Origin of the sequence: Mesorhizobium sp. WSM4935 (genome assembly GCF_029625735.1) — a bacterium.
Lineage (GTDB): Bacteria > Pseudomonadota > Alphaproteobacteria > Rhizobiales > Rhizobiaceae > Mesorhizobium.
On sequence record NZ_JARTVR010000012.1, the window covers coordinates 66606 to 85538 of the forward strand.

General features: G+C 64.5%; 17 protein-coding genes. 10 read left to right on the top strand and 7 right to left on the bottom strand.

The features are described 5' to 3' along the window. The first annotated feature begins 45 nt into the window (after positions 1–45). The 7 genes from fabD to gmk all read left to right on the top strand — a co-directional run bounded on the left by fabD (position 46) and on the right by gmk (position 6832). Positions 46–987: an ACP S-malonyltransferase gene (gene fabD, locus P9273_RS23615; protein WP_278050914.1), complete on the top strand. Its 942-nt coding sequence runs from the start codon at positions 46–48 to the stop codon at positions 985–987. 136 nt (positions 988–1123) lie between these two features. Further along, positions 1124–1861, top strand: coding sequence for a 3-oxoacyl-[acyl-carrier-protein] reductase (gene fabG / locus P9273_RS23620; protein WP_278050915.1), 738 nt, complete (start codon positions 1124–1126; stop codon positions 1859–1861). Between the two features lie 221 nt (positions 1862–2082). Next, on the top strand, positions 2083–2319 hold the full coding sequence (locus P9273_RS23625) for an acyl carrier protein (RefSeq protein WP_006203723.1): 237 nt from the start codon (positions 2083–2085) through the stop codon (positions 2317–2319). A gap of 34 nt (positions 2320–2353) precedes the next feature. Next, on the top strand, positions 2354–3616 hold the full coding sequence (gene fabF / locus P9273_RS23630; RefSeq protein WP_278050916.1) for a beta-ketoacyl-ACP synthase II: 1263 nt from the start codon (positions 2354–2356) through the stop codon (positions 3614–3616). 156 nt (positions 3617–3772) lie between these two features. After that, the gene (gene mltG, locus P9273_RS23635) at positions 3773–5017 is read left to right on the top strand and encodes an endolytic transglycosylase MltG (RefSeq protein WP_278050917.1); all 1245 of its coding nucleotides are present in this window, start codon (positions 3773–3775) and stop codon (positions 5015–5017) included. Positions 5018–5261: 244 nt separating this feature from the next. Next, positions 5262–6152, top strand: coding sequence for a YicC/YloC family endoribonuclease (locus P9273_RS23640; protein WP_278050918.1), 891 nt, complete (start codon positions 5262–5264; stop codon positions 6150–6152). 5 nt (positions 6153–6157) lie between these two features. After that, entirely contained in the window at positions 6158–6832 is a 675-nt protein-coding gene (gmk, locus tag P9273_RS23645) for a guanylate kinase (RefSeq protein WP_278050919.1), read from the top strand. 160 nt (positions 6833–6992) lie between these two features. Here the strand turns inward: gmk and rsmA are convergent, their stop codons facing one another. From rsmA to lptF, 6 genes are all read right to left on the bottom strand, one after another. Then, on the bottom strand, positions 6993–7838 hold the full coding sequence (gene rsmA, locus P9273_RS23650; RefSeq protein ID WP_278050921.1) for a 16S rRNA (adenine(1518)-N(6)/adenine(1519)-N(6))-dimethyltransferase RsmA: 846 nt from the start codon (positions 7836–7838) through the stop codon (positions 6993–6995). A gap of 7 nt (positions 7839–7845) precedes the next feature. Beyond that, entirely contained in the window at positions 7846–8874 is a 1029-nt protein-coding gene (gene pdxA / locus P9273_RS23655) for a 4-hydroxythreonine-4-phosphate dehydrogenase PdxA (RefSeq protein WP_278051021.1), read from the bottom strand. Between the two features lie 75 nt (positions 8875–8949). Continuing rightward, positions 8950–9873: a peptidylprolyl isomerase gene (locus tag P9273_RS23660; protein ID WP_278050922.1), complete on the bottom strand. Its 924-nt coding sequence runs from the start codon at positions 9871–9873 to the stop codon at positions 8950–8952. A 209-nt stretch (positions 9874–10082) separates the two neighbouring features. Next, positions 10083–12494: an LPS-assembly protein LptD gene (locus P9273_RS23665; RefSeq protein ID WP_278050923.1), complete on the bottom strand. Its 2412-nt coding sequence runs from the start codon at positions 12492–12494 to the stop codon at positions 10083–10085. Further along, on the bottom strand, positions 12494–13576 hold the full coding sequence (gene lptG, locus P9273_RS23670; RefSeq protein WP_041001921.1) for an LPS export ABC transporter permease LptG: 1083 nt from the start codon (positions 13574–13576) through the stop codon (positions 12494–12496). The genes P9273_RS23665 and lptG overlap by 1 nt, the downstream gene beginning before the upstream one ends. Before the next feature lie 2 nt (positions 13577–13578). Continuing rightward, complete coding sequence (lptF, locus tag P9273_RS23675) at positions 13579–14775, bottom strand: LPS export ABC transporter permease LptF (protein ID WP_278050924.1); 1197 nt, start codon at positions 14773–14775, stop codon at positions 13579–13581. A 355-nt stretch (positions 14776–15130) separates the two neighbouring features. Between lptF and P9273_RS23680 the strand changes: the two genes are divergently transcribed. Together P9273_RS23680 and P9273_RS23685 are read left to right on the top strand one after the other, a co-directional pair. Next, a complete protein-coding gene (locus P9273_RS23680; RefSeq protein WP_278050925.1) occupies positions 15131–16657 on the top strand; it encodes a leucyl aminopeptidase in 1527 nt (508 codons plus the stop codon). Between the two features lie 3 nt (positions 16658–16660). Then, entirely contained in the window at positions 16661–17110 is a 450-nt protein-coding gene (locus P9273_RS23685) for a DNA polymerase III subunit chi (protein ID WP_041008379.1), read from the top strand. Between the two features lie 68 nt (positions 17111–17178). Here P9273_RS23685 and P9273_RS23690 read toward each other — a convergent pair whose 3' ends face one another. Beyond that, positions 17179–17769: a YybH family protein gene (locus P9273_RS23690; protein ID WP_278050926.1), complete on the bottom strand. Its 591-nt coding sequence runs from the start codon at positions 17767–17769 to the stop codon at positions 17179–17181. 111 nt (positions 17770–17880) lie between these two features. Between P9273_RS23690 and P9273_RS23695 the strand changes: the two genes are divergently transcribed. Continuing rightward, on the top strand, positions 17881–18852 hold the full coding sequence (locus tag P9273_RS23695; protein WP_278050927.1) for a LysR family transcriptional regulator: 972 nt from the start codon (positions 17881–17883) through the stop codon (positions 18850–18852). Positions 18853–18933 lie beyond the last annotated feature (81 nt).

Genomic DNA, 18933 nt, shown 5'->3' on the forward strand with positions numbered 1-18933 from the left:
CCTTGCGCCAGAGGCAGGGAAAAATCAGCCTCTGGAGAGACTTCAATGGCCGTCGCATTCACCTTTCCGGGACAGGGCAGCCAGGCCGTCGGCATGGGCAAGGACCTCGCCGATACTTTCCCGGAAGCGCGCCGCGTGTTCGAGGAGGTGGACGCCGCGCTTGGCGAAAAACTGTCGAAGCTGATCTGGGAAGGGCCGGAAGAGACGCTGACGCTGACCGCCAACGCCCAGCCGGCGCTGATGGCGGTGTCCCTGGCGGCGATGCGGGCGCTCGAAGCGCGCGGCTTCTCGCTGAAGGGCAGGGTGGCCTATGTGGCCGGTCATTCGCTCGGTGAATATTCCGCGCTTGCCGCGGCCGGCTTCGTTTCGGTCGGCGACGCGGCGCGGCTGCTTCGCACCCGCGGCAACGCCATGCAGGCGGCAGTACCTGCCGGCGAGGGCGCCATGGCCGCCATCATAGGTCTCGATCATGCCGATGTAGAAGCGGCATGCGCGGAAGCGGCCAAGGGCTCCGTCTGCCAGGTCGCCAACGACAATGGCGGTGGCCAGCTGGTGATTTCGGGCGCCAAGGCGGCGGTCGAGCTGGCCGCCAAGCTGTGCACCGAAAAGGGCGCCAAGCGGGCGTTGATGCTGCAGGTGTCAGCGCCCTTCCATTCGGCGCTGATGGCGCCGGCGGCCGAGATCATGCGGGAGGCGCTGGCTGGTGTGGCCAAATCCGCGCCGGCCGTACCGGTCGTCTCCAACGTGACGGTGACGCCCACAAGCGATCCGGACGAGATCGCGCGCCGCCTGGTCGCTCAAGTGACCGGCCGCGTGCGCTGGCGCGAGACAGTGGAGTGGTTCGGCGCCAATGGCGTGTCGACGCTTTACGAGGTCGGCGCCGGTAAGGTGCTGTCGGGCCTGGCGCGCCGCATCAACCGCGACACCGCCACCGGCGCCATCGGCACGGCGGCGGAAGTCGAGGCGGCGCTGGCGGCGTTGGGATGAGGCCCCGCTCCGCTCGTGGATGACGACACGAAGGAGGCCTTCGCTAATCTCCGACGCTTATCTAGCGTGACTTGGACGATATGACGTATACGCAAACGCGACTGCTTGCAGCCGTCTGGAAAATGAGGTTGGAAAAATGTTCGAACTGACCGGCCGCAAGGCGCTCGTCACCGGCGCATCGGGAGGCATCGGCGAAGCGATCGCCAGGGTGCTGCACAGCCAGGGCGCGATCGTCGGCCTGCACGGTACCCGTGTGGAGAAGCTGGAAGCCCTCGCGGGCGAATTGGGCGACCGCGTAAAGCTGTTTCCGGCGGATTTGACCGACCGCGACGCGGTCAGGACGCTCGGGCAGAAGGCGGAAGCGGAGCTCGAGGGCGTCGACATACTGGTCAACAATGCCGGCATCACCAAGGACGGCCTGTTCGTGCGCATGTCGGACGCCGACTGGGACACCGTGATCGAGGTCAACCTGACCGCCGTGTTCCGGCTGACCCGCGAGCTGACGCATCCGATGATGCGCCGCCGCCATGGCCGCATCATCAACATCACCTCGGTGGTCGGTGTCACCGGCAATCCCGGCCAGACCAATTACTGCGCGTCCAAGGCCGGCATGATCGGCTTCTCCAAATCGCTGGCGCAGGAGATCGCCACCCGCAACATCACCGTCAACTGCGTCGCCCCGGGCTTCATCGAATCGGCCATGACAGACAAGCTCAACGACAAGCAGAAAGAGACGATCATGGCCGCCATCCCGACAAGGCGCATGGGCACCAGCGCCGAGGTCGCGTCCGCCGTCGCCTATCTTGCTTCCAATGAGGCGGCTTACGTCACCGGCCAGACCATTCATGTGAATGGCGGCATGGCGATGATCTAGCGGGGTGCTGATCTAAGGCGAGGCCGGGGCCGGGCGCCTGTGAAAACAGCCATTTCGGCTTGGACGCCCGTCATTTTTCGTGTAATGCGGCCCGCAACCCGGCGGTTCGGGCAAAAACCGGTCCTGTGGCGTTGCGTTGCCCGCAAGACCATCTTTCAACTTGATTAGCGGCATTCCGCCCGCTAACGAAGGTAGACAACTTAAGACGAGGATTGCCCCAAATGAGTGACACCGCAGAGCGCGTCAAGAAGATCGTCATCGAGCATCTCGGTGTCGACGCCGACAAGGTGACGGAACAGGCGAGCTTCATCGACGATCTGGGCGCGGACAGCCTCGACACGGTCGAACTCGTCATGGCGTTCGAAGAAGAATTCGGCGTCGAGATTCCGGACGATGCCGCCGAGACCATCCTGACCGTCGGCGACGCCGTAAAGTACATCGACAAGGCCTCGGCCTGAGGTCTTTCGCAGGCATTATCGGGGAGGACCTGCGATGAGGCGTGTCGTCGTCACGGGCCTTGGCCTGCTTTCGCCATTTGGCATGGGTGTCGAGCACAGCTGGCGGGAATTGCTTTCCGGCCGCAGCGCCTGCCGCCGCGTCACCGAATTCGAGGTGGACGATCTTGCCTGCAAGATCGCCCACATCATCCCGCGTGGCGACGGCTCGAACGGCACCTTCAATCCGGAGGCCGTGCTCGAGCCGAAGGAACTGCGCAAGATCGGCGACTTCATCCTTTACGGCATCGCGGCCGCCGACGAGGCGCTGACCGATTCCGGCTGGAAGCCCGAAACGCATGAGGACCAGTGCGCCACCGGCGTGCTGATCGGCTCCGGCATCGGCGGCATCGACGGCATCGCCGAAAACGCGATGATCCTCAAGGAGCGCGGCCCGCGCCGCATCAGCCCCTTCTTCATCCCCGGACAGATCATCAACCTGGTATCCGGCCAGGTCTCCATCCGCCACGGCCTGAAAGGCCCGAACCATGCGGTGGTCACCGCCTGCTCGACCGGCGCGCATGCCATCGGCGACGCCGCTCGGCTGATCATGTGGGGCGACGCCGACGTCATGGTGGCGGGCGGCGCCGAAGCGCCGATCACCCGGCTGTCGATTGCCGGCTTTGCCGCTTGTCGCGCGCTTTCAACCGAACGCAACGACAGTCCCGAAACAGCGTCGCGTCCCTATGACCGCGACCGCGACGGCTTCGTGATGGGCGAGGGCGCCGGCGTCGTCGTCCTGGAAGAGCTCGAGCACGCCAAGGCGCGCGGCGCCAAGATTTATGCGGAAGTCACCGGCTATGGACTCACCGGCGACGCCTACCACATCACCGCCCCCGCCGAGGACGGCGACGGCGCCTTCCGCTGCATGACCGCGGCGCTGAACCGGGCAAAGCTTTCGCCGGCCGATGTCGATTACATCAATGCCCACGGCACCTCGACCATGGCCGACACGATCGAGCTCGGCGCGGTCGAGCGGCTGGTCGGCAATGCCGCCTCGAAGATTTCGATGTCGTCGACAAAGTCGTCCATCGGCCATCTCCTGGGCGCCGCGGGTGCCGCGGAAGCGATCTTCTCGATCCTCGCCATCCGCGACAACGTCGCGCCCGCCACCATCAATCTCGACAATCCGGAACGCGAGACTGCGATCGACCTCGTGCCGAACAAGCCGCGTCAGCGCCAGATCGACGTCGCGCTGTCGAACTCCTTCGGCTTCGGCGGCACCAACGCCTCGCTCGTATTCCAGCGTTACAATGGCTGAGTAGCAACCGGAGCATCCCCCCGGAGCGTGCGGTTTCCCCTCCGGATTTGCTCAGAGACAGACCAATCGGCAGTCCGCCAACTGCCGTCATTTTTGCCAAATTTGCCCCTAGCTTTTCGCCGGGGGATTCGTTGCAAGATCAGACGGCAGGGCGTCATGAACACTAATCCGAGCGACGGGGAATTCGGACGGCAAGGCACGAAGGGCCCGATCGTGCCGAAGACCGCGGCCGAGGCGTTGCGCCCGGAAGCCGGCACACCGCCGCCGTCGAAGCGTTCGCGCGCCTCGCGCAGCCAGGTCGTCGTGTTCCTGAATTTCTTCCTCTCCTTGGTGATCCTGGTGGTGCTCGCCTCGGGTGCGGCGCTCTATTTCGGCATGCAGGCTTTCGTCGAGCCCGGTCCGTCCGCCAATGGCGACACTTTCATGGTCAAGCCGAACACCGGCGTGCAGGAGATCGCCGACCAGCTCGAGCGCCGAAACCTGATCAGCGATGCCCGCATCTTCCGGCTCGGCGTGCGCGCCACCGGCAATGAATCGGCGTTGAAGGCCGGCGAATACGCTATCAAGCCGCGTGCCTCGATGCGCGACATCATGGAGCTTTTCAAGAGCGGCAAGTCGGTGATGTACTCGCTCACCATTCCCGAAGGGCTGACGGTCGAGCAGGCGCTGCAGCGCGTCGCCGATCAGGAGGCGCTCACCGGCGACATGCCGGCGACCTTGCCGCCGGAAGGCAGCATCGCCACCGACACGCTGCGCTTCACCCGCGGCGCGACAAGGCAGCAGATGATCGACAAGCTGATCGCCGACCAGAAGAAACTGGTCGAAGACGTCTGGTCGCACCGCGCTCCCGATCTGCCGATCGCCAACATCGACGACTTCGTCACGCTCGCCTCGATCGTCGAGAAGGAGACGGGCAGGAGCGATGAACGCTCGCGCGTCGCCGCGGTGTTCCTCAACCGCCTGGCTAAGGGCATGCGGCTGCAGTCGGACCCGACCATCATCTACGGTTTGTTCGGCGGCAAGGGAAAGCCCGCCGACCGGCCGATCTATCAGTCGGACCTCGATAAGCAGACGCCTTACAACACCTACATGATCAAGGGCCTGCCGCCGACGCCGATCGCCAATCCGGGCCGTGCGGCGCTCGAAGCGGTCGCCAATCCTTCGAAGACCGACGACCTCTATTTCGTCGCCGACGGCAATGGCGGCCATGTCTTCGCGGCGACGCTGGAAGAGCATAACCAGAACGTCGCCCGCTACCGGGCGCTGCAGAAGAAGCAGGCGGATGCCGCCGCCAAGGCTTCCGGCCAAACGACGGCGCCGGCCGCTCCCGATGGCAACGCCGACGGCGACGCCGGAGACAATGGCGAGAACGGGGATGCTGGCGGCGACGCAGCGCAGTAGGCGCAATGCATGTCGCCCAAAAGTGCGTAGCGGTTTTGGGTAGCGACTTGCATCAACAGAAGCATGTCGCCCAAAAGTGCGTAGCGGCTTTGGGGAAACGACCTGCATCCAACGGAAGCACGCGTCCTTTGACGCGAGGCCGTATTCATGTTTTTAGGGGGCGCCGGCCGATCGTCCGGCGATTTCTGGGGCGCGCAGCGCTGGGCCACGCTTGCCTTGGCCGCGACAGGGGGACGACAGGGCAATGAGCCTGCAAAGCATGACCGGTTTTGCGCGGGCCGCCGCCGAAAGCGAAGGCACCTCGATCGCCTGGGAGGTGAAGTCCGTGAATGGCAAGAGCGCCGAGGTGAGGCTGAGATTGCCGCAGGGATTCGACCGGCTGGAGACGGTCGTCCGGCAGACCGTTCAGAAGCGTTTCGCGCGCGGCAATTTTCAGGCGACGTTGACCGTCGGCCGCGCCGCCGCAAGGCAAACCCAGCCGGTGGTCAACGAGGCCTTCCTCAAGGACCTCGCGGGGCTGGCGAAGCGCCTGCAGGAGCAGTTCGGCACCCAGCCCGCCACCGCCGACGGCCTGCTCTCCCTGCGCGGCGTGCTCGACATTCCCGAAGCCGTCGAAACCGAAGAGGAGCGCGCCATTCTCGATGCTGCGATCCTCTCGGCGCTCGAGGCGGCGCTTGGCGGGCTGGAGCAAGCGCGCCGCAGCGAGGGCGCGGCACTTGGGGCGCTGCTTGCCGGCCATATCGACGCCATCGAGGCGCTGACGTTGAAGGCCGAGGCCGATCCCTCGCGGGAGCCCGCGGCGATCCGCGAGCGTATCACCGAGCAACTGCGTCTGCTGATGGATGCCTCGGCCAATCTCGACGCCGTCCGGCTGCACCAGGAGGCGGCCTTTCTTGCCACCAAGGCCGACATCCGCGAGGAAATCGACCGGCTGAAGACTCATGTCGCTTCGGCGCGGGCGCTGCTCAAAAGCGGCGCCGCCGTTGGCCGCAAGCTCGATTTTCTCGCGCAGGAATTCAACCGCGAATCGAATACCTTATGCTCCAAGTCGAATGCCGCGGCGGTCACCGCGATCGGGCTGGAACTCAAGGCGGTGGTCGACCAGTTTCGCGAGCAGGTCCAGAATCTGGAGTGACGGGAATGGTTGCCAAGGAGCCGACGTCTGCCAGGGATCTGGGATCCCGCATCCGCCGCCGCGGATTGATGCTGGTGCTGTCGTCGCCGTCGGGCGCCGGCAAGTCGACGATCGCGCGCAATCTTCTGGAAAGCGATTCGAGCCTCGAGCTTTCGGTCTCCGTCACCACAAGGCCGCGCCGCGGCTCGGAGATCGAGGGCGTCCACTATCATTTCCGCACCATGCGTGAGTTCGAACGGCTGCGCGATTCCGACGCGCTGCTCGAATGGGCGGAGGTTCACGGCAATTGCTACGCGACGCCGCGCGAGCCGGCGGAGGTGGCGCTCGCCGAAGGTCGCGACATGCTCTTCGACATCGACTGGCAGGGCGCCCAGCAGCTCAAGGAGAAGATGCGCGCCGACATCGTCTCGATCTTTATCCTGCCGCCGTCGATGAAGGAATTGAAGGCGCGCCTGAAGCGCCGCGCCGAGGACCAGGAATCCGTCATCGAGACCAGGCTGAAGAACGCCCGCCTCGAGATCGAGCATTGGAAGGAATACGACTTCGTCATCGTCAACGACGATCTCGACCGCGCCTTCGCCGAAGTCCGCGCCATCGTCACGGCGGAGCGGCTTCGCCGCGACCGGCGGCCGGGGCTGTTCGATTTCATTTCCGGCTTGCTGGACGAGAAAACGGGGTGACCTTTCCTTCTCCCCTTGCGGGAGAAGGTGGATCGGCGCGCAGCGCCGAGACGGATGAGGGGTGTTCCAGCGGAGTGAGACGTTGGCATTCCCTGGAGCACCCCTCATCCGTCGCCTTCGGCGACACCTTCTCCCACAAGGGGAGAAGGGAAAGGCGCGGCTACACCGCGTTCGTCAGCCTCACAAACTCCTCCACGCTCAGCGTCTCCGCCCGCCGCGTAGGCTCGATGCCGGAGCGCAGCAGCAGGGCCTCGCCACCCAGGCTCTTCACGCTTTGCCTCAGCATCTTGCGGCGCTGGCCGAAGGCGGCTTCGGTGACGCGGCCAAGCTTTTTTGCGTCGGCGGGCAGGGGAGACGAGCGCGGCACCAGATGCACGACGGAGGAGGTGACCTTGGGCGGTGGAATGAAAGCCTGCGGCGGCACGTCGAAGGCGATCCTCGCCTCCGTGCGCCAGCCGGCCAGGACGCCGAGCCGGCCATAGGCGTCGCGGCCGGGACCTGCGGTGATGCGCTCGGCCACCTCGCGTTGGAACATCAGCGTCATCGATTGGTAGAAGGGCGGCCAATCGGCCACGGTCAGCCAGCGGATCAGAAGCTCCGTGCCGATATTGTAGGGCAGGTTGGCGACGATCTTCACAGGCCCGCCATTCGCCGCGCCGGCAAGCGCCCCAAAATCCGTATTCAACGCATCGCCGGGAATGACCTCGAGCCGGCCGGGATAATGCCTGGAGACCTCCGCCAGCGCCTCCAGGCAGCGCTCGTCGCGCTCGATGGCGATCACGCGCCGCGCGCCGTTGAAGAGCAGCGCCCGCGTCAGTCCGCCTGGACCCGGACCGACCTCGATCACCGTCGCCTCGCCGAGATCTCCGGCCGCGCGCGCGATCTTGCTTGTCAGGTTGAGGTCGAGCAGAAAATTCTGCCCGAGCGCTTTCTTGGCTTGCAGCCCATGCCGCTCGATCACCTCGCGCAGCGGCGGCAACCCGTCGATCGTGGTGCGTCCGTTCAATGGAGCCTCATGCGGTGGCGGCCCGCCGTCCGCTGTCGGCCAGCCGGCGCGCCAACCTCAGCGCGGCGATCAGGCTGTCGGGGCGCGCTATGCCCTTGCCGGCGATGTCGAAAGCGGTGCCGTGATCGGGCGAGGTTCGGATGAAGGGCAGACCCAGCGTCACGTTCACCGCCTCGTCGAAGGCTAAAGTCTTGGCCGGGATCAGCGCCTGGTCGTGATACATGCAGAGCGCCGCGTCATAGGAGGCGCGCGCACGCGGATGAAACATCGTGTCCGCCGGCAGCGGCCCGATCGCATCGATGCCTTCCGCCTTCAACATCTCAACCGCCGGGGCGACGATTGCGGCATCCTCGGAGCCCATGGCGCCGCCTTCCCCGGCATGCGGGTTGAGCCCGGCGATCGCAAGCTTCGGCCGCTTGATGCCGAACCGGCTCTTGAGATCGGCGGCGGTGATGCGCGCGGTCGCGACGATCAGCTCCGTCGTGAGCACCTTTGCCACCTCGGCCAATGCGATGTGGATGGTGACCGGAACGGTGCGCAGTTCAGGTCCTGCCAGCAGCATCACCGGCCTCACGTCCGTGCCGGTGTGGCGCGAGGCCAGATGCGCCAGATATTCGGTGTGGCCGGGAAAGCCGAAACCGGCATCATAGAGCGGCTTCTTGGCGATTGGGCAGGTGACGATCGCGGCGGCGCGGCCGGCGAGGCAGTCCGCGACGGCGCGCTCGATGGCTTCGACGGTGCCCGCGGCGTTGGCCGGGTCCGGTTCTCCCGGGCTGTCGAAATGGCGCGCATCGAGCGGTACGACGGGCAGGGCCCGGGCAAAGTGATGCGCTGCCTGTCCCGGCAGCGTCTCGGCAATCGTGACATTCGCGCCGACGAGGCGGGCACGGGCTTCGATCAAGGCGGGGTCGGCGATGAGATAGAAGGGCGGTACGCCGGCGCTGTCGCCCGCCTGCCAGGCGGCGATGGCGATCTCGGGTCCGATGCCCGAGGGGTCACCGACGCTGAGCGCAAGCGGGGCATCGGTTTTCTGCATACTCATGCCGGCGCGCGGACCGGGCCGCTCATGGTTTGGGCGAACTCGCTGCTCTGTCGAGACACGCTTGTCGCTCTAGCGTTCGACTATCTTGGCCTTCTGGCGCAGTTCGGCGACGTATTTCTTGCTGAGCTCTTCGGCGTCCTTGTCGTTGCTGCCCTCGGCCTGGAACACCATCTGCGCAGCCTTGTCGTCGGAGACCTCGCGCGAGGAGCAGATGCCGATGAACTCGACGCCGCGTTCGGTCTCGCGCGTCGGCGTCGCGCCGCCGACCTTGGTCGCCTTGATCTGCTCGGCCCAGTCGGACGGCAATTGCGGCGCCAGCACGCGACCGAGGTCGCGCACGGTGACGTCGAGCAGGCCCTTGGCGAATTCGCGCGTGGTGTTGCAGCCGCTGAAGCGGGCACGCATGGCGTCGGCCTCGCGCTTGCGTTTGGCAAGCGTGGCGGCGCGCTCCGATGCCGGCACCACGAAGATCACCTGTTGCAGCATGTATTCCGTCGCGGTCGGCTTGGCGCCGCCCTTGTCGAGCATGCGCCGCACGGCGTCCTGCTCGGTCACCGAGCCGCCTTCGCCGGAGCGGTAGCGCGCGCTGAGCGCCTGGTTCCAGGCCATCTGGGCGCGGATGAATTCCTTGAAATGCTCCTTGGTGACGCCCGATTGCGCCATGATCGCGTCGAGCTTCGCCAGCGGCATCTTGTTGCCCGATGCGAAGCGCTGGTAGGCGGCGTCGACCTGCTGGTCGGTGATGCGGATGCCGAGCCGCTTGGCCTCGGCCAACCGCAGCGTCTGGTCGATCATCTCCTCCTTCGCATCGCCTTTCTTATGCTGCAGCTTGAAGAAGGCGGCGCGGTGCGCGATGTCCCCGGTGGTGATCGGTATGCCGTTGACGATGTACTTGATCTCAGCGGCGAAAGCAGGCTGCACGACAGCCGTGACCGGAACCGTGGCCGCCGCCACCAGAAGCGCGAATCCCGCCGAAAAAAAGTATTTCCTCATCTTGCCTTCCCGATTTTTCCCCACCATGACGGCGCCGCGCGTCCTCCGAGCGCCTGCGCGATGCAGTCGACCCCATGCCCGTCCTATGCGGCGAAACGATGTCGCCGGCCCATGACGCCGAGAATTGAGCCTATACTCAAGGGATCACGCGTCAAATCAAGCCCAAGCACCATGAGCACACGGCTCCGAGCCCATGCGCCGCGCCGTGCTCACTGGATGGTATCGACTGCGCTTGTTGACGACCCGAAATCGCCGAGCGTGCGGAACGACAGGTTGAAACCGATGTTCTGCGACACTTCCCTGGTGACGGTGTCGCGCGTCTGCGAATACGTCATGATGTAGGTGAAGCAGGAATCGTTATAGGCGAAGCCGACACCGTCCTTGACCAGCACATTTGTCTGGAGGTCGTAGGTGCCGGTGCCGAACAGCCGCCAATTCTGCGCCAGATGCGTGGAAGCGCCCAGGGTGAGCTCGTGGCGGTCGGTGGTGAAGCCATAGAGCGGCTGTGCCTCGATGAAGGCATATTTGGCGCTGAGCGATATCGGCAGGCTGGAATAGGCGGCCTTCACTTCGGCGCGTCTGACCTCCCAGGTCTGCTCGTCGAAACGCCCGCTCAGCGATCCGGAGAAACCGCTCGGGCTATTGAAGCCGACAAGGCCGACATAGTCCGAGGTCCGCTTGTCCAGGCCGGACTCGGCCCCGACATTGACGAGATCGGGCGCGGCAAAGGAGTTTTCGCCGGCGAGCTGGTAGGACTGGCCGAAGATGGCGTTCGTGGCCCAGCCATTGTCATAGGCGCCCGAGTACCGGAAGCCGACATTGGCGCGCGTGCCGCCTTCGATGCGGTCATAGCCGGAAAATTTATCGCGCTCGAACAGCGTCGTGGCGTCGAAGACGAAACTCTGCGCGTCTTCGTTGGGGACGGCCAGTCCGCCGACATATTGCTCGTTCGGACGCACGAAGACCTGCGCCGTCGGCTCCAGGATATGGCTGGAGCTAGACATCGAGAACAGCAGTGGCCAGCGCGCCTCGAGGCCGAGGGTGGCCATGTAGCGGGCAAGCGAGGAGCGCATGTCGACGTTTTCGCCGAGATTCGTCGCCATCTGGTTGACGGCATCGAGCGAAGCCTGATTGGCGTTGACATAGCCGGCGTCGCCGCGGAAGGCGAGCAACGGGGTCAGTTGCAGACCGCCATCCGTCGTGAAGGTGCGCTTCCACTCGGCTTCCGCGCTCAGCCGGCTCGATTCGCCTTCGATGCCGCGCACATTGTTGATGGAAGTGTCGTCGATCGGATTGGCCAGCACGGCGTCCAGCCGGTTGCGGCTGATCACGCGCGTGTTGACGTTGAACGACAACTGGCCACCGGCCACGGACGTGTCGGGGATATAGGCATAATCGAGCGACGGCAGCACCCAGGGCTGCTTGGCGGAGCGCGAGGTCGGATCGCTGGAGAGCGTGTCTTCCTGCACCTCGAAGCGCATGGCGCGGACGTCGAAATAATTGCGGTCGCTCAAGCCTGTCAGATAGATCGACGACTGGTGCACGAGGTCGCTGTAGCCCTCGATATTGTAGGTGCGCGAGAATTCCTTGTCGGTCTGCAGCAGCACGTCCCAGCCGAAATTCCAGCGCTCGTTGATGGCGAACTGGCCCTTGGTGCCCATCATGCCGCGGAACTTGTTCGGATCGTCGGCAGGCCCCGAGTTCACATTATGGCCGGCGGAATCGATGAACGCGTCGGGATCCTGCTGATTGATGCCGGCGATCTTCAGCGTGTATTGGCCGTTGTTGAAGCGCTGGCGCCACTCGGCCTCACCGAGGAAACCCTGCTTGGTATAGCCGCTGCCGGTGACGGTCAGGTCATAGGTCGGAGACAGGGCGAAATAATAGGGGACTTTGACGCCGACGCCGAGATGGTTGTTGTAGACGATGCCGGGGATCAGGAAGCCGCTCTTGCGCTTCACCGTGGGGTCGGCGATCTCGAAGGCCGGCAGGTAGGCGAGCGGGAAGCCGAAGAACTCGAAATTCGAGTTCTCGAAGCGGACCGTTTTTTTCTCGCCGTTCCAGATGATCTTTCGCGCCTTGACCCGCCAGGTCGGGGCTTTGTCCGGCTTGTCCTCGCAAGGTTCGCAGGCGGTGTAGACGCCGTTGTGGAAGGTGGTGAGCACGCCGCCCATGCGCTCGGCGCTCTCGGCGGCGAAATAAGCCTTGTCGATCGTCTCGACGCGCAGCGCGTTGAGAAAACCGTCGGCGAAATCGTCGGTGATGTCGATATGGTCGGAATTGACCTTGGTGCCGTCGCTATTGATCAACTCGACGGCGCCGCTGGCGACCAGCCGCTTGGTGTCGCGATTATACACCACGCGCTGGGCGACCAGCTTGTTGCCGCCATAGTCGATCTGCACGCCGCCGACGGCCGTCACCGTATGCTTGTCATTGTCATAGACAAGCGTGTCGGCGGCCAGCAGCATCTGCGAACCGGACGGGACGGGCTTGGCAGTAATCTGCTGCGCCAGCGCGGGTGCCGTCGGCACCGCACAGGCGAACAGACATGCCAAAGCGGTCGCCCCATAGAGGCGTGCCAAACCGGCCTGCCTATGGTTGCGCAAGACCGCCTCCCTCACTAGCCGTCTTCCTTGTATAGCAGAAACGTCACCCCAAAGAACATAGCCACGACAACCGGAACCCATGCAGCCACCACCGTAGGCACGAATCCGGCTACACCGAATGCCTTGACCAGTACCGAAACGACATAAAGCAGAAAGCCGGCCACGACGCCACCCAGAATCATCGTTGCCGACTGCCCCATTCGCGCAAATCGCATTGAAACCGTTGCAGCAATCAGCGTCATGGCCACGAGAAGGAACGGCAACGCCACCAGCGAATCAAACTGCATGGCGAAGGCGTTTGCCTTGAGCCCGAAGGAACGGGCGATCTCGATCTTGCGCGGCAGCTCGTAGAAAGGGATGGTTTCCGGGCGCGCCAGGCGCTCCTGCACGAATTCCGGCTTGAGATTGGTCGGCACCTTGTCGGAGGCCAGCGCCTGGATGTTGCCGCCCTTGAAGACCTTGACGTCCTGCAATTCCCAGTAGCCATCGCGCAGGAAAGCCTTGGCGGCATCCTTTCGCTCGGCGATGTTGCCCTGCGGGTCGAGGACGAAAAACACCGCATCCGCCATCTCCAGCCCCTGGTTGAGGATGGCGCGGGCGCCGATGATGGTGTCGCCCGATTCGGTCTTTTGCCTTAGCCACGGCGTGACGTTGGTGGTGACGGCATTCGACTTGCCGGCCCTTAGATCGTTCTCCATCTGCTCGGACCAGGAAAAGCCATGCGCGGCGATCGGGTTGATGATGGCGACCGACAGCACGCCGAACATCAGCGCGCCGACGCAGCAGGGGAACAGGAACTGCCAGGCCGACACGCCTGCCGAACGCGCGATGACCAGCTCATAGCGGCGGTTGAGCGACACCAGCGTCGCCATCGCCGAGAACAGCCCGACGAACGGCACCGTCTGCAGCATGATCATCGGCATCCTCAGCGCCGAAATGGCGAAGGCTATGCCGTAGGTGAAGCCGGGCAGCCCGGTCGTGCGGCCGGAAAGCTCGGTAAAGTCAATCAGGAACACCAGCGCCAGCAGGCCCAGGAAGAACCAGAAGGTGATCGAGACGTAGCGGAAGAAGAAATAGCGACCCAGCGTCCAGCCCATGGTCAGGCTCCCTGGCCCGAAGTGCGCCGGGCGAGCCAGAGCTTGAACGTCGTCCAGTTTTCGCCGGCGCGCTTGGCAAGGCCCGTCAGCCAGTCGGCCCAGCTGACCGGCAATTCCATGGTGCGGGACGAGACGATGAACCAGACCGAAACCGCGGAGGCGATGAGCGGTATGCCGTAGAGCAGATAGACATAGTACCAGACCTTGTCGGCTTTACCGGCGGCGAAGAAGCCCAGCCACCGCACGAAAAGCGCGATCGCGATCGCCGTGATCAGCGGATTGATGCGCGCTTCGCGATGCGAGCGCGCATCGCCCGCCACCGCAAGCGCGATGAGCGCGAACACCAGCGAATAGGACCATTCGGCGAAGCGCTGGTTGAGCTCGGCACGGTAGCTGCCCGGTTCGCGCTGGAACATCTTGTCGTTTGGATCTGGGTTGAGCAGATACGCGGTCGTGCGGTCCTTGGGCAAAAGCGTGATGTCGTTCGCCGCCGACATGAAGGCCGACATGTCGAAGGCGTAAGAGGTGAAGCGGATGACGGAGAGATCGCCGGTCACCGATTTGCGGTTGATGACGCCGTCATTCATCATCAGCACCTTCTCGTCGCCCTTTTCGACGATGCTGCCCGTCTTGGCATAGTAGGTGAGGCTGGCGCCTTCCTCGCGCGAATCGGCGACGAAGATGCCGCCCAGCCGGTTGCCAGGAAGGCGTTCGCCGACCTGCAGGTAGAGGCCGTCATCGATCTTGCGGAACGTGCCTTCCTGGATGATCAGCGACACGAGGTCGGCGCGCGAAGCGGCTACCAGTTGTCGGTTCTTCTGCCTGGCATAGGGGTCTATCGCATTGTCGACGATGAAGGAAAAGGCGCAGGCGAAAGCCGCCAGCAGCAGGATCGGCCGCGCGATCGTCCAGCGCGAGGCGCCCGCGGCGCTGAGCACGGCCAGCTCCGAATCGGTGTTCATGGCGCTCAGCGTCTGCGCCACCGCCACCACCAGCGCGAACGGCACCACGATTGGGATGATGGAGGGGATGATGAGGGCCGCGACCTCGAAGAAGGTCAGCGCCGATTGGCCGTTGTCGGTAACGAGGTCGATCTTGGCCAGCACCTGCGTCGTCCACACGATCGCCAGCGTCCAGGCCAGCGCGGCGAGGAACATCGTCAGCGCCCGGCGCATGATGTAGCGTTCAACGACCTTCATGAAGGCTTTTCTCGATTTTGCCGAACGGCATCATGCCCGTCGACAAAGTAGTGATCCGGCGACGCGTGCACAACTGGGTCATAGGCGGCTCGCTCCGGATTGTCGCCCCACGCCGTCTGCCCCGGCGTGACGGAGTCTCCGCGCCAATGGATAAGAAATGCGAAACATTGATGGTTAACAGCAGGTTACGGCTAAAAGCTGACGCCGTGCCGAGGCGAATCCTTTGTCTATTGTGGCGCTGATATAGACAGCGATTTCGGCCAAAGTCTTGCCAAATGGCTCAAAACGACCAAATGTCGCGCACGCTTGCCAAACCTTTGCCGACATGCGCGGCCATCCCCGAAAGCAGGACCTGATGACGTCGAGACCCTCCATTTCTTTCGCCAAATTCGCTGCGCCGAAAAAGGGCAGCGTCTTCGTATTCGCGGCAGATGGCGGCGGGCTTGGCGAGGCGGCGAAGGCCTGCGATCCGGCCGGCGCGCTTGCACGCGCGTTTCCGGTCGCGGATTTTTCCGGCAAGTTCGCAAGCTCGGCCGAGGTGCTGGCGCCGGAAGGAACGTCTGTCGACCGGCTTGTGGCGATCGGCGCCGGCAAGGTCTCGAGTCTTGACGACAATGCCTGGCTGAAGCTCGGCGGCGCCGTTGCCGCTTCGCTGCGCAAGGCGGCCGAGGTGGCCGTCGTCCTCGATCTGCCCGATCTGCAGCCGGATGGCCGCCAGGCGGCCAGCCTTGCCGCCGGCATCCTGCTGCGCAGCTATTCCTTCGACAAATACAAGACCAGGAAGGACAAGGAAGACGGGCAATCCGATTCAAAGTCGCCTGAGACCAAGAAGGCCGAGGCGGCCAAGCCAGCCAAGATAACCATCCATTGCGCCGACCCTGCGGCCGCGAAGAAGGCCTTCGCCGGCGAGGAAGCGGTGGTGGACGGCGTCCTGCTTGCGCGCGACCTCGTCAACGAACCGGCCAATGCGCTTGGCCCGGTCGAATTCGCTGAACGCGTCAAGCTGCTGGAGCAGCTCGGTGTAGAGGTCGAGGTCCTCACCGAAAAAGAGATGAAGAAGCTCGGCATGGGCTCGCTGCTTGGCGTTGCGCAAGGCTCGCCGCGCGGCGCCCGCCTTGCGGTGATGCGCTGGAACGGCGGCAAGGCCAAGGACGCGCCGCTTGCCTTCATCGGCAAGGGCGTCACCTTCGACACCGGCGGCAATTCGATGAAGCCGGCCTCGGGCATGGAAGACATGAAGGGCGACATGGGCGGAGCGGCCGCCGTCACCGGGCTGATCCATGCGCTCGCCGCGCGCAAGGCGAAGGCCAACGTGGTCGGCATCATCGGCCTCGTCGAGAATGCCGTCGACGGCTATGCCCAGCGGCCCGGCGACATCGTCACCTCGATGTCGGGCCAGACGATCGAAGTGTTGAACACCGACGCCGAAGGCCGCCTCGTGCTGGCCGATGCGCTCTGGTACGCCAACGACCGTTTCAAGCCGAAATTCATGATCAACCTGGCGACGCTGACCGGCGCCATCATGGTGGCGCTCGGCCAGCACTATGCCGGCCTGTTCTCCAACAATGACGAGCTCGCCGGCCGGCTGTTCGGCGCCGGCCAGGCCAGCCAGGAGCGGGTCTGGCGCATGCCGCTCGGGCCTGAATACGACAAGCTGATCGATTCCAAGAACGCCGACATGAAGAACATCGGCGGCCGCTATGGCGGCGCCATCATCGCCGCGCAGTTCCTGCAGCGCTTCGTCAAGGACACGCCATGGGCGCATCTCGATATCGCGGGCACCGCGATGGGCGCGCCGTCGAGCGAGATCAACCAGTCCTGGGGCTCGGGCTTCGGCGTGAGGCTGCTCGACAGGCTGGTGCGCGATCATTACGAAGGGTAGGGGATGGCCGACATCCTCTTCTACCATCTGACCGAATCGACGCTGGAGGAGGCGCTGCCGGGCCTGCTCGAGCGCAGCGTCGAGCGCGGCTGGCGCGCTGTGGTGCAGACCGGCACGGAAGAGCGGCGCGACGCGCTCGACCAGCATCTGTGGACGTTCCGCGACGATTCCTTCCTGGCTCATGCCACCGACCGCGAAGCCTATCCGGCCGAGCAGCCGGTCCTGCTCACCACGGGTGAGGGCAACCAGAACGCCGCGCAGATCCGTTTCCTGGTCGATGGCGCCAGCCCGCCCGAGCTATCGGGATACGAGCGCGCCGTCTTCCTCTTCGACGGCCATGACGCCGCACAGCTCGAAGCCGCCCGCGGCCATTGGAAGACGATGAAGGAAGCCGGCCACGCCGTGACCTACTGGCAGCAGACCCCGGACCGGCGCTGGGAACGCAAGGCTTAGCATCACTTCACCATCGGTCCGGCGCTCAGACTTCCGCTGCCCGCCGAACCGAAGCGTCTTTACGATCTTCAGCCCTTTGCCAGTACTGACAGCTGCTCAAGGCTGATCTTATGGACGAGCGGGTCGGCGTGCCGGTGCGCCAGCAGCCATTTGCCGTTTTCGCGGCGAAAAACCAGCGTCACCCTGAGCGGCCATTCCTGCTCCAGGCCACCAACCTTGCCATGCCCCCACTCGATGACGGCGAGCACCGCCATGTCGCCCGATGCGTAAGCCTGCACCAGTTCCATTCTTACCGTGCCGTCCTGAAAGTAGCTGGCGAGTTCGGCCAGATGTTTGGGGCTTCTGTCGAAACCTCTTGAGAACGGACCGCCGAAGGGCTGCATCAAAGTGAAGTCGGGCGCGATCTCGATCAGGTCGAGATAGGCTTTCATGTCGCCACGCACGAAGGCCGAACTGGCCGCCTCCGCCCTTGCCAGAAGCTCCTTCAGAGCCGCGTCGTCCATGGCCGCCTGCGGCGCGGCTTTACTTGCGGCAGCTTGCATTGCCAGCGGCAGGGCGAGCGGCGCCGCCAGCGCCAGCCGCCTGGAAATTGCGTTGCTTCGGGCTTTCCGCTCGAGCGGTGCGCCGGCCTTGCCGGTCGTGTTTGTGGATTTGGACATAGAGAATCTCCTGGAAAGATCGGGAACCAAGCCAGACGACTTTCGCCGTCCGACCGATGCGGGACGATCTCACTTCAATCGAGATGAATCCAGTGATATGATTTCAGCAACATGCTGCAAGAAATTGATCTATCTCGCGTCGACCTCAACCTGCTGGTCCTGTTCGAGACCGTTATGGAGGAGCGCCATGTCAGCCGCTCGGCGTCGCGGCTGAACCTGTCGCCGTCGGCGGTCAGCCATGGCCTCGGCCGGCTGCGCGGGTTGCTCGGTGATCCGCTTTTTCTGCGCACGCCGAGGGGCGTTGTGCCGACCGACCGCGCGCTGGAGCTCGCCGCGCCTGTCGCCGAAATCCTGGCGCGCGTGAGAAGTGTCGTCGCCAGCGCCGAGCCCTTCGATCCAACCCGCTCCGGCCGCCGCTTCGTCATCGGTGCGCCCGACGGCGCCTCCGCGGTCTTCCTGCCGCCGCTGCTCGAAGTCCTGCGTCGAAGCGCGCCGGGCATCGACATCGGCATCCGCCAGCTGCTGCCGAGGCAAGGCGAGACCTCGCCATTGCCCGCCTGGAGCGATGCCATCGCCGAGCTTGAGGCAAGGGTCATGGATGTGGCGGTCGTCCCGATCGACGATGCGCCCGAGCGCTTTCTTCGACGCACGCTCTATGAAGAGGATTTCGTCATCGCCATGCGCGCCGGACACCGGTTCTCGCAGAACACTGGCATCGAGGCATACTGCGCCATGGAACACCTCGTGGTGTCGCAGACAGGCGATGCGCTGGGCTTCGTCGATACCGCGCTTGCCGCGCAAGGCCGGTCGCGGCGCATCGCGCTCACTGTCCCCAATTTCATGTTCGCGCTTGCTGTGCTGGCCGAAACGGACTTCGTCTCGGCGCTGCCGCGTCGTTTCGTGGGCATGCATGGGCGCCGCTTCGGCGTCATCGCCGTCGACGCCCCTGTGCCGTTGCCGCGCTTTCAGATCACCGCCTTGGTGCCGAAGGTCGCGATGATGGACGCAGGTATTGCCTGGCTCGTCGAACGGTTGGAGCAGGCGGGACTGGCAGTTCGGCCGGCCAGCCCTGCCGCCGGTTGATCGACTCCGGAGTCGCAGGTACCGCGCTTTTTGCGCCAGACAGGGCCAAGCTCATGCGGCGGGGGAGAATGCGGATCAAGA

Coding starts and splice junctions, on each gene's coding strand:
- fabD (WP_278050914.1), top strand. CDS start 46: ATGGCCGTCGCATTCACCTTTCCGGGACAGGGCAGCCAGGCCGTCGGC.
- fabG (WP_278050915.1), top strand. CDS start 1,124: ATGTTCGAACTGACCGGCCGCAAGGCGCTCGTCACCGGCGCATCGGGA.
- P9273_RS23625 (WP_006203723.1), top strand. CDS start 2,083: ATGAGTGACACCGCAGAGCGCGTCAAGAAGATCGTCATCGAGCATCTC.
- fabF (WP_278050916.1), top strand. CDS start 2,354: ATGAGGCGTGTCGTCGTCACGGGCCTTGGCCTGCTTTCGCCATTTGGC.
- mltG (WP_278050917.1), top strand. CDS start 3,773: ATGAACACTAATCCGAGCGACGGGGAATTCGGACGGCAAGGCACGAAG.
- P9273_RS23640 (WP_278050918.1), top strand. CDS start 5,262: ATGAGCCTGCAAAGCATGACCGGTTTTGCGCGGGCCGCCGCCGAAAGC.
- gmk (WP_278050919.1), top strand. CDS start 6,158: ATGGTTGCCAAGGAGCCGACGTCTGCCAGGGATCTGGGATCCCGCATC.
- pdxA (WP_278051021.1), bottom strand. CDS start 8,874: ATGCAGAAAACCGATGCCCCGCTTGCGCTCAGCGTCGGTGACCCCTCG.
- P9273_RS23660 (WP_278050922.1), bottom strand. CDS start 9,873: ATGAGGAAATACTTTTTTTCGGCGGGATTCGCGCTTCTGGTGGCGGCG.
- lptG (WP_041001921.1), bottom strand. CDS start 13,576: ATGGGCTGGACGCTGGGTCGCTATTTCTTCTTCCGCTACGTCTCGATC.
- lptF (WP_278050924.1), bottom strand. CDS start 14,775: ATGAAGGTCGTTGAACGCTACATCATGCGCCGGGCGCTGACGATGTTC.
- P9273_RS23680 (WP_278050925.1), top strand. CDS start 15,131: ATGACGTCGAGACCCTCCATTTCTTTCGCCAAATTCGCTGCGCCGAAA.
- P9273_RS23685 (WP_041008379.1), top strand. CDS start 16,661: ATGGCCGACATCCTCTTCTACCATCTGACCGAATCGACGCTGGAGGAG.
- P9273_RS23690 (WP_278050926.1), bottom strand. CDS start 17,769: ATGTCCAAATCCACAAACACGACCGGCAAGGCCGGCGCACCGCTCGAG.
- P9273_RS23695 (WP_278050927.1), top strand. CDS start 17,881: ATGCTGCAAGAAATTGATCTATCTCGCGTCGACCTCAACCTGCTGGTC.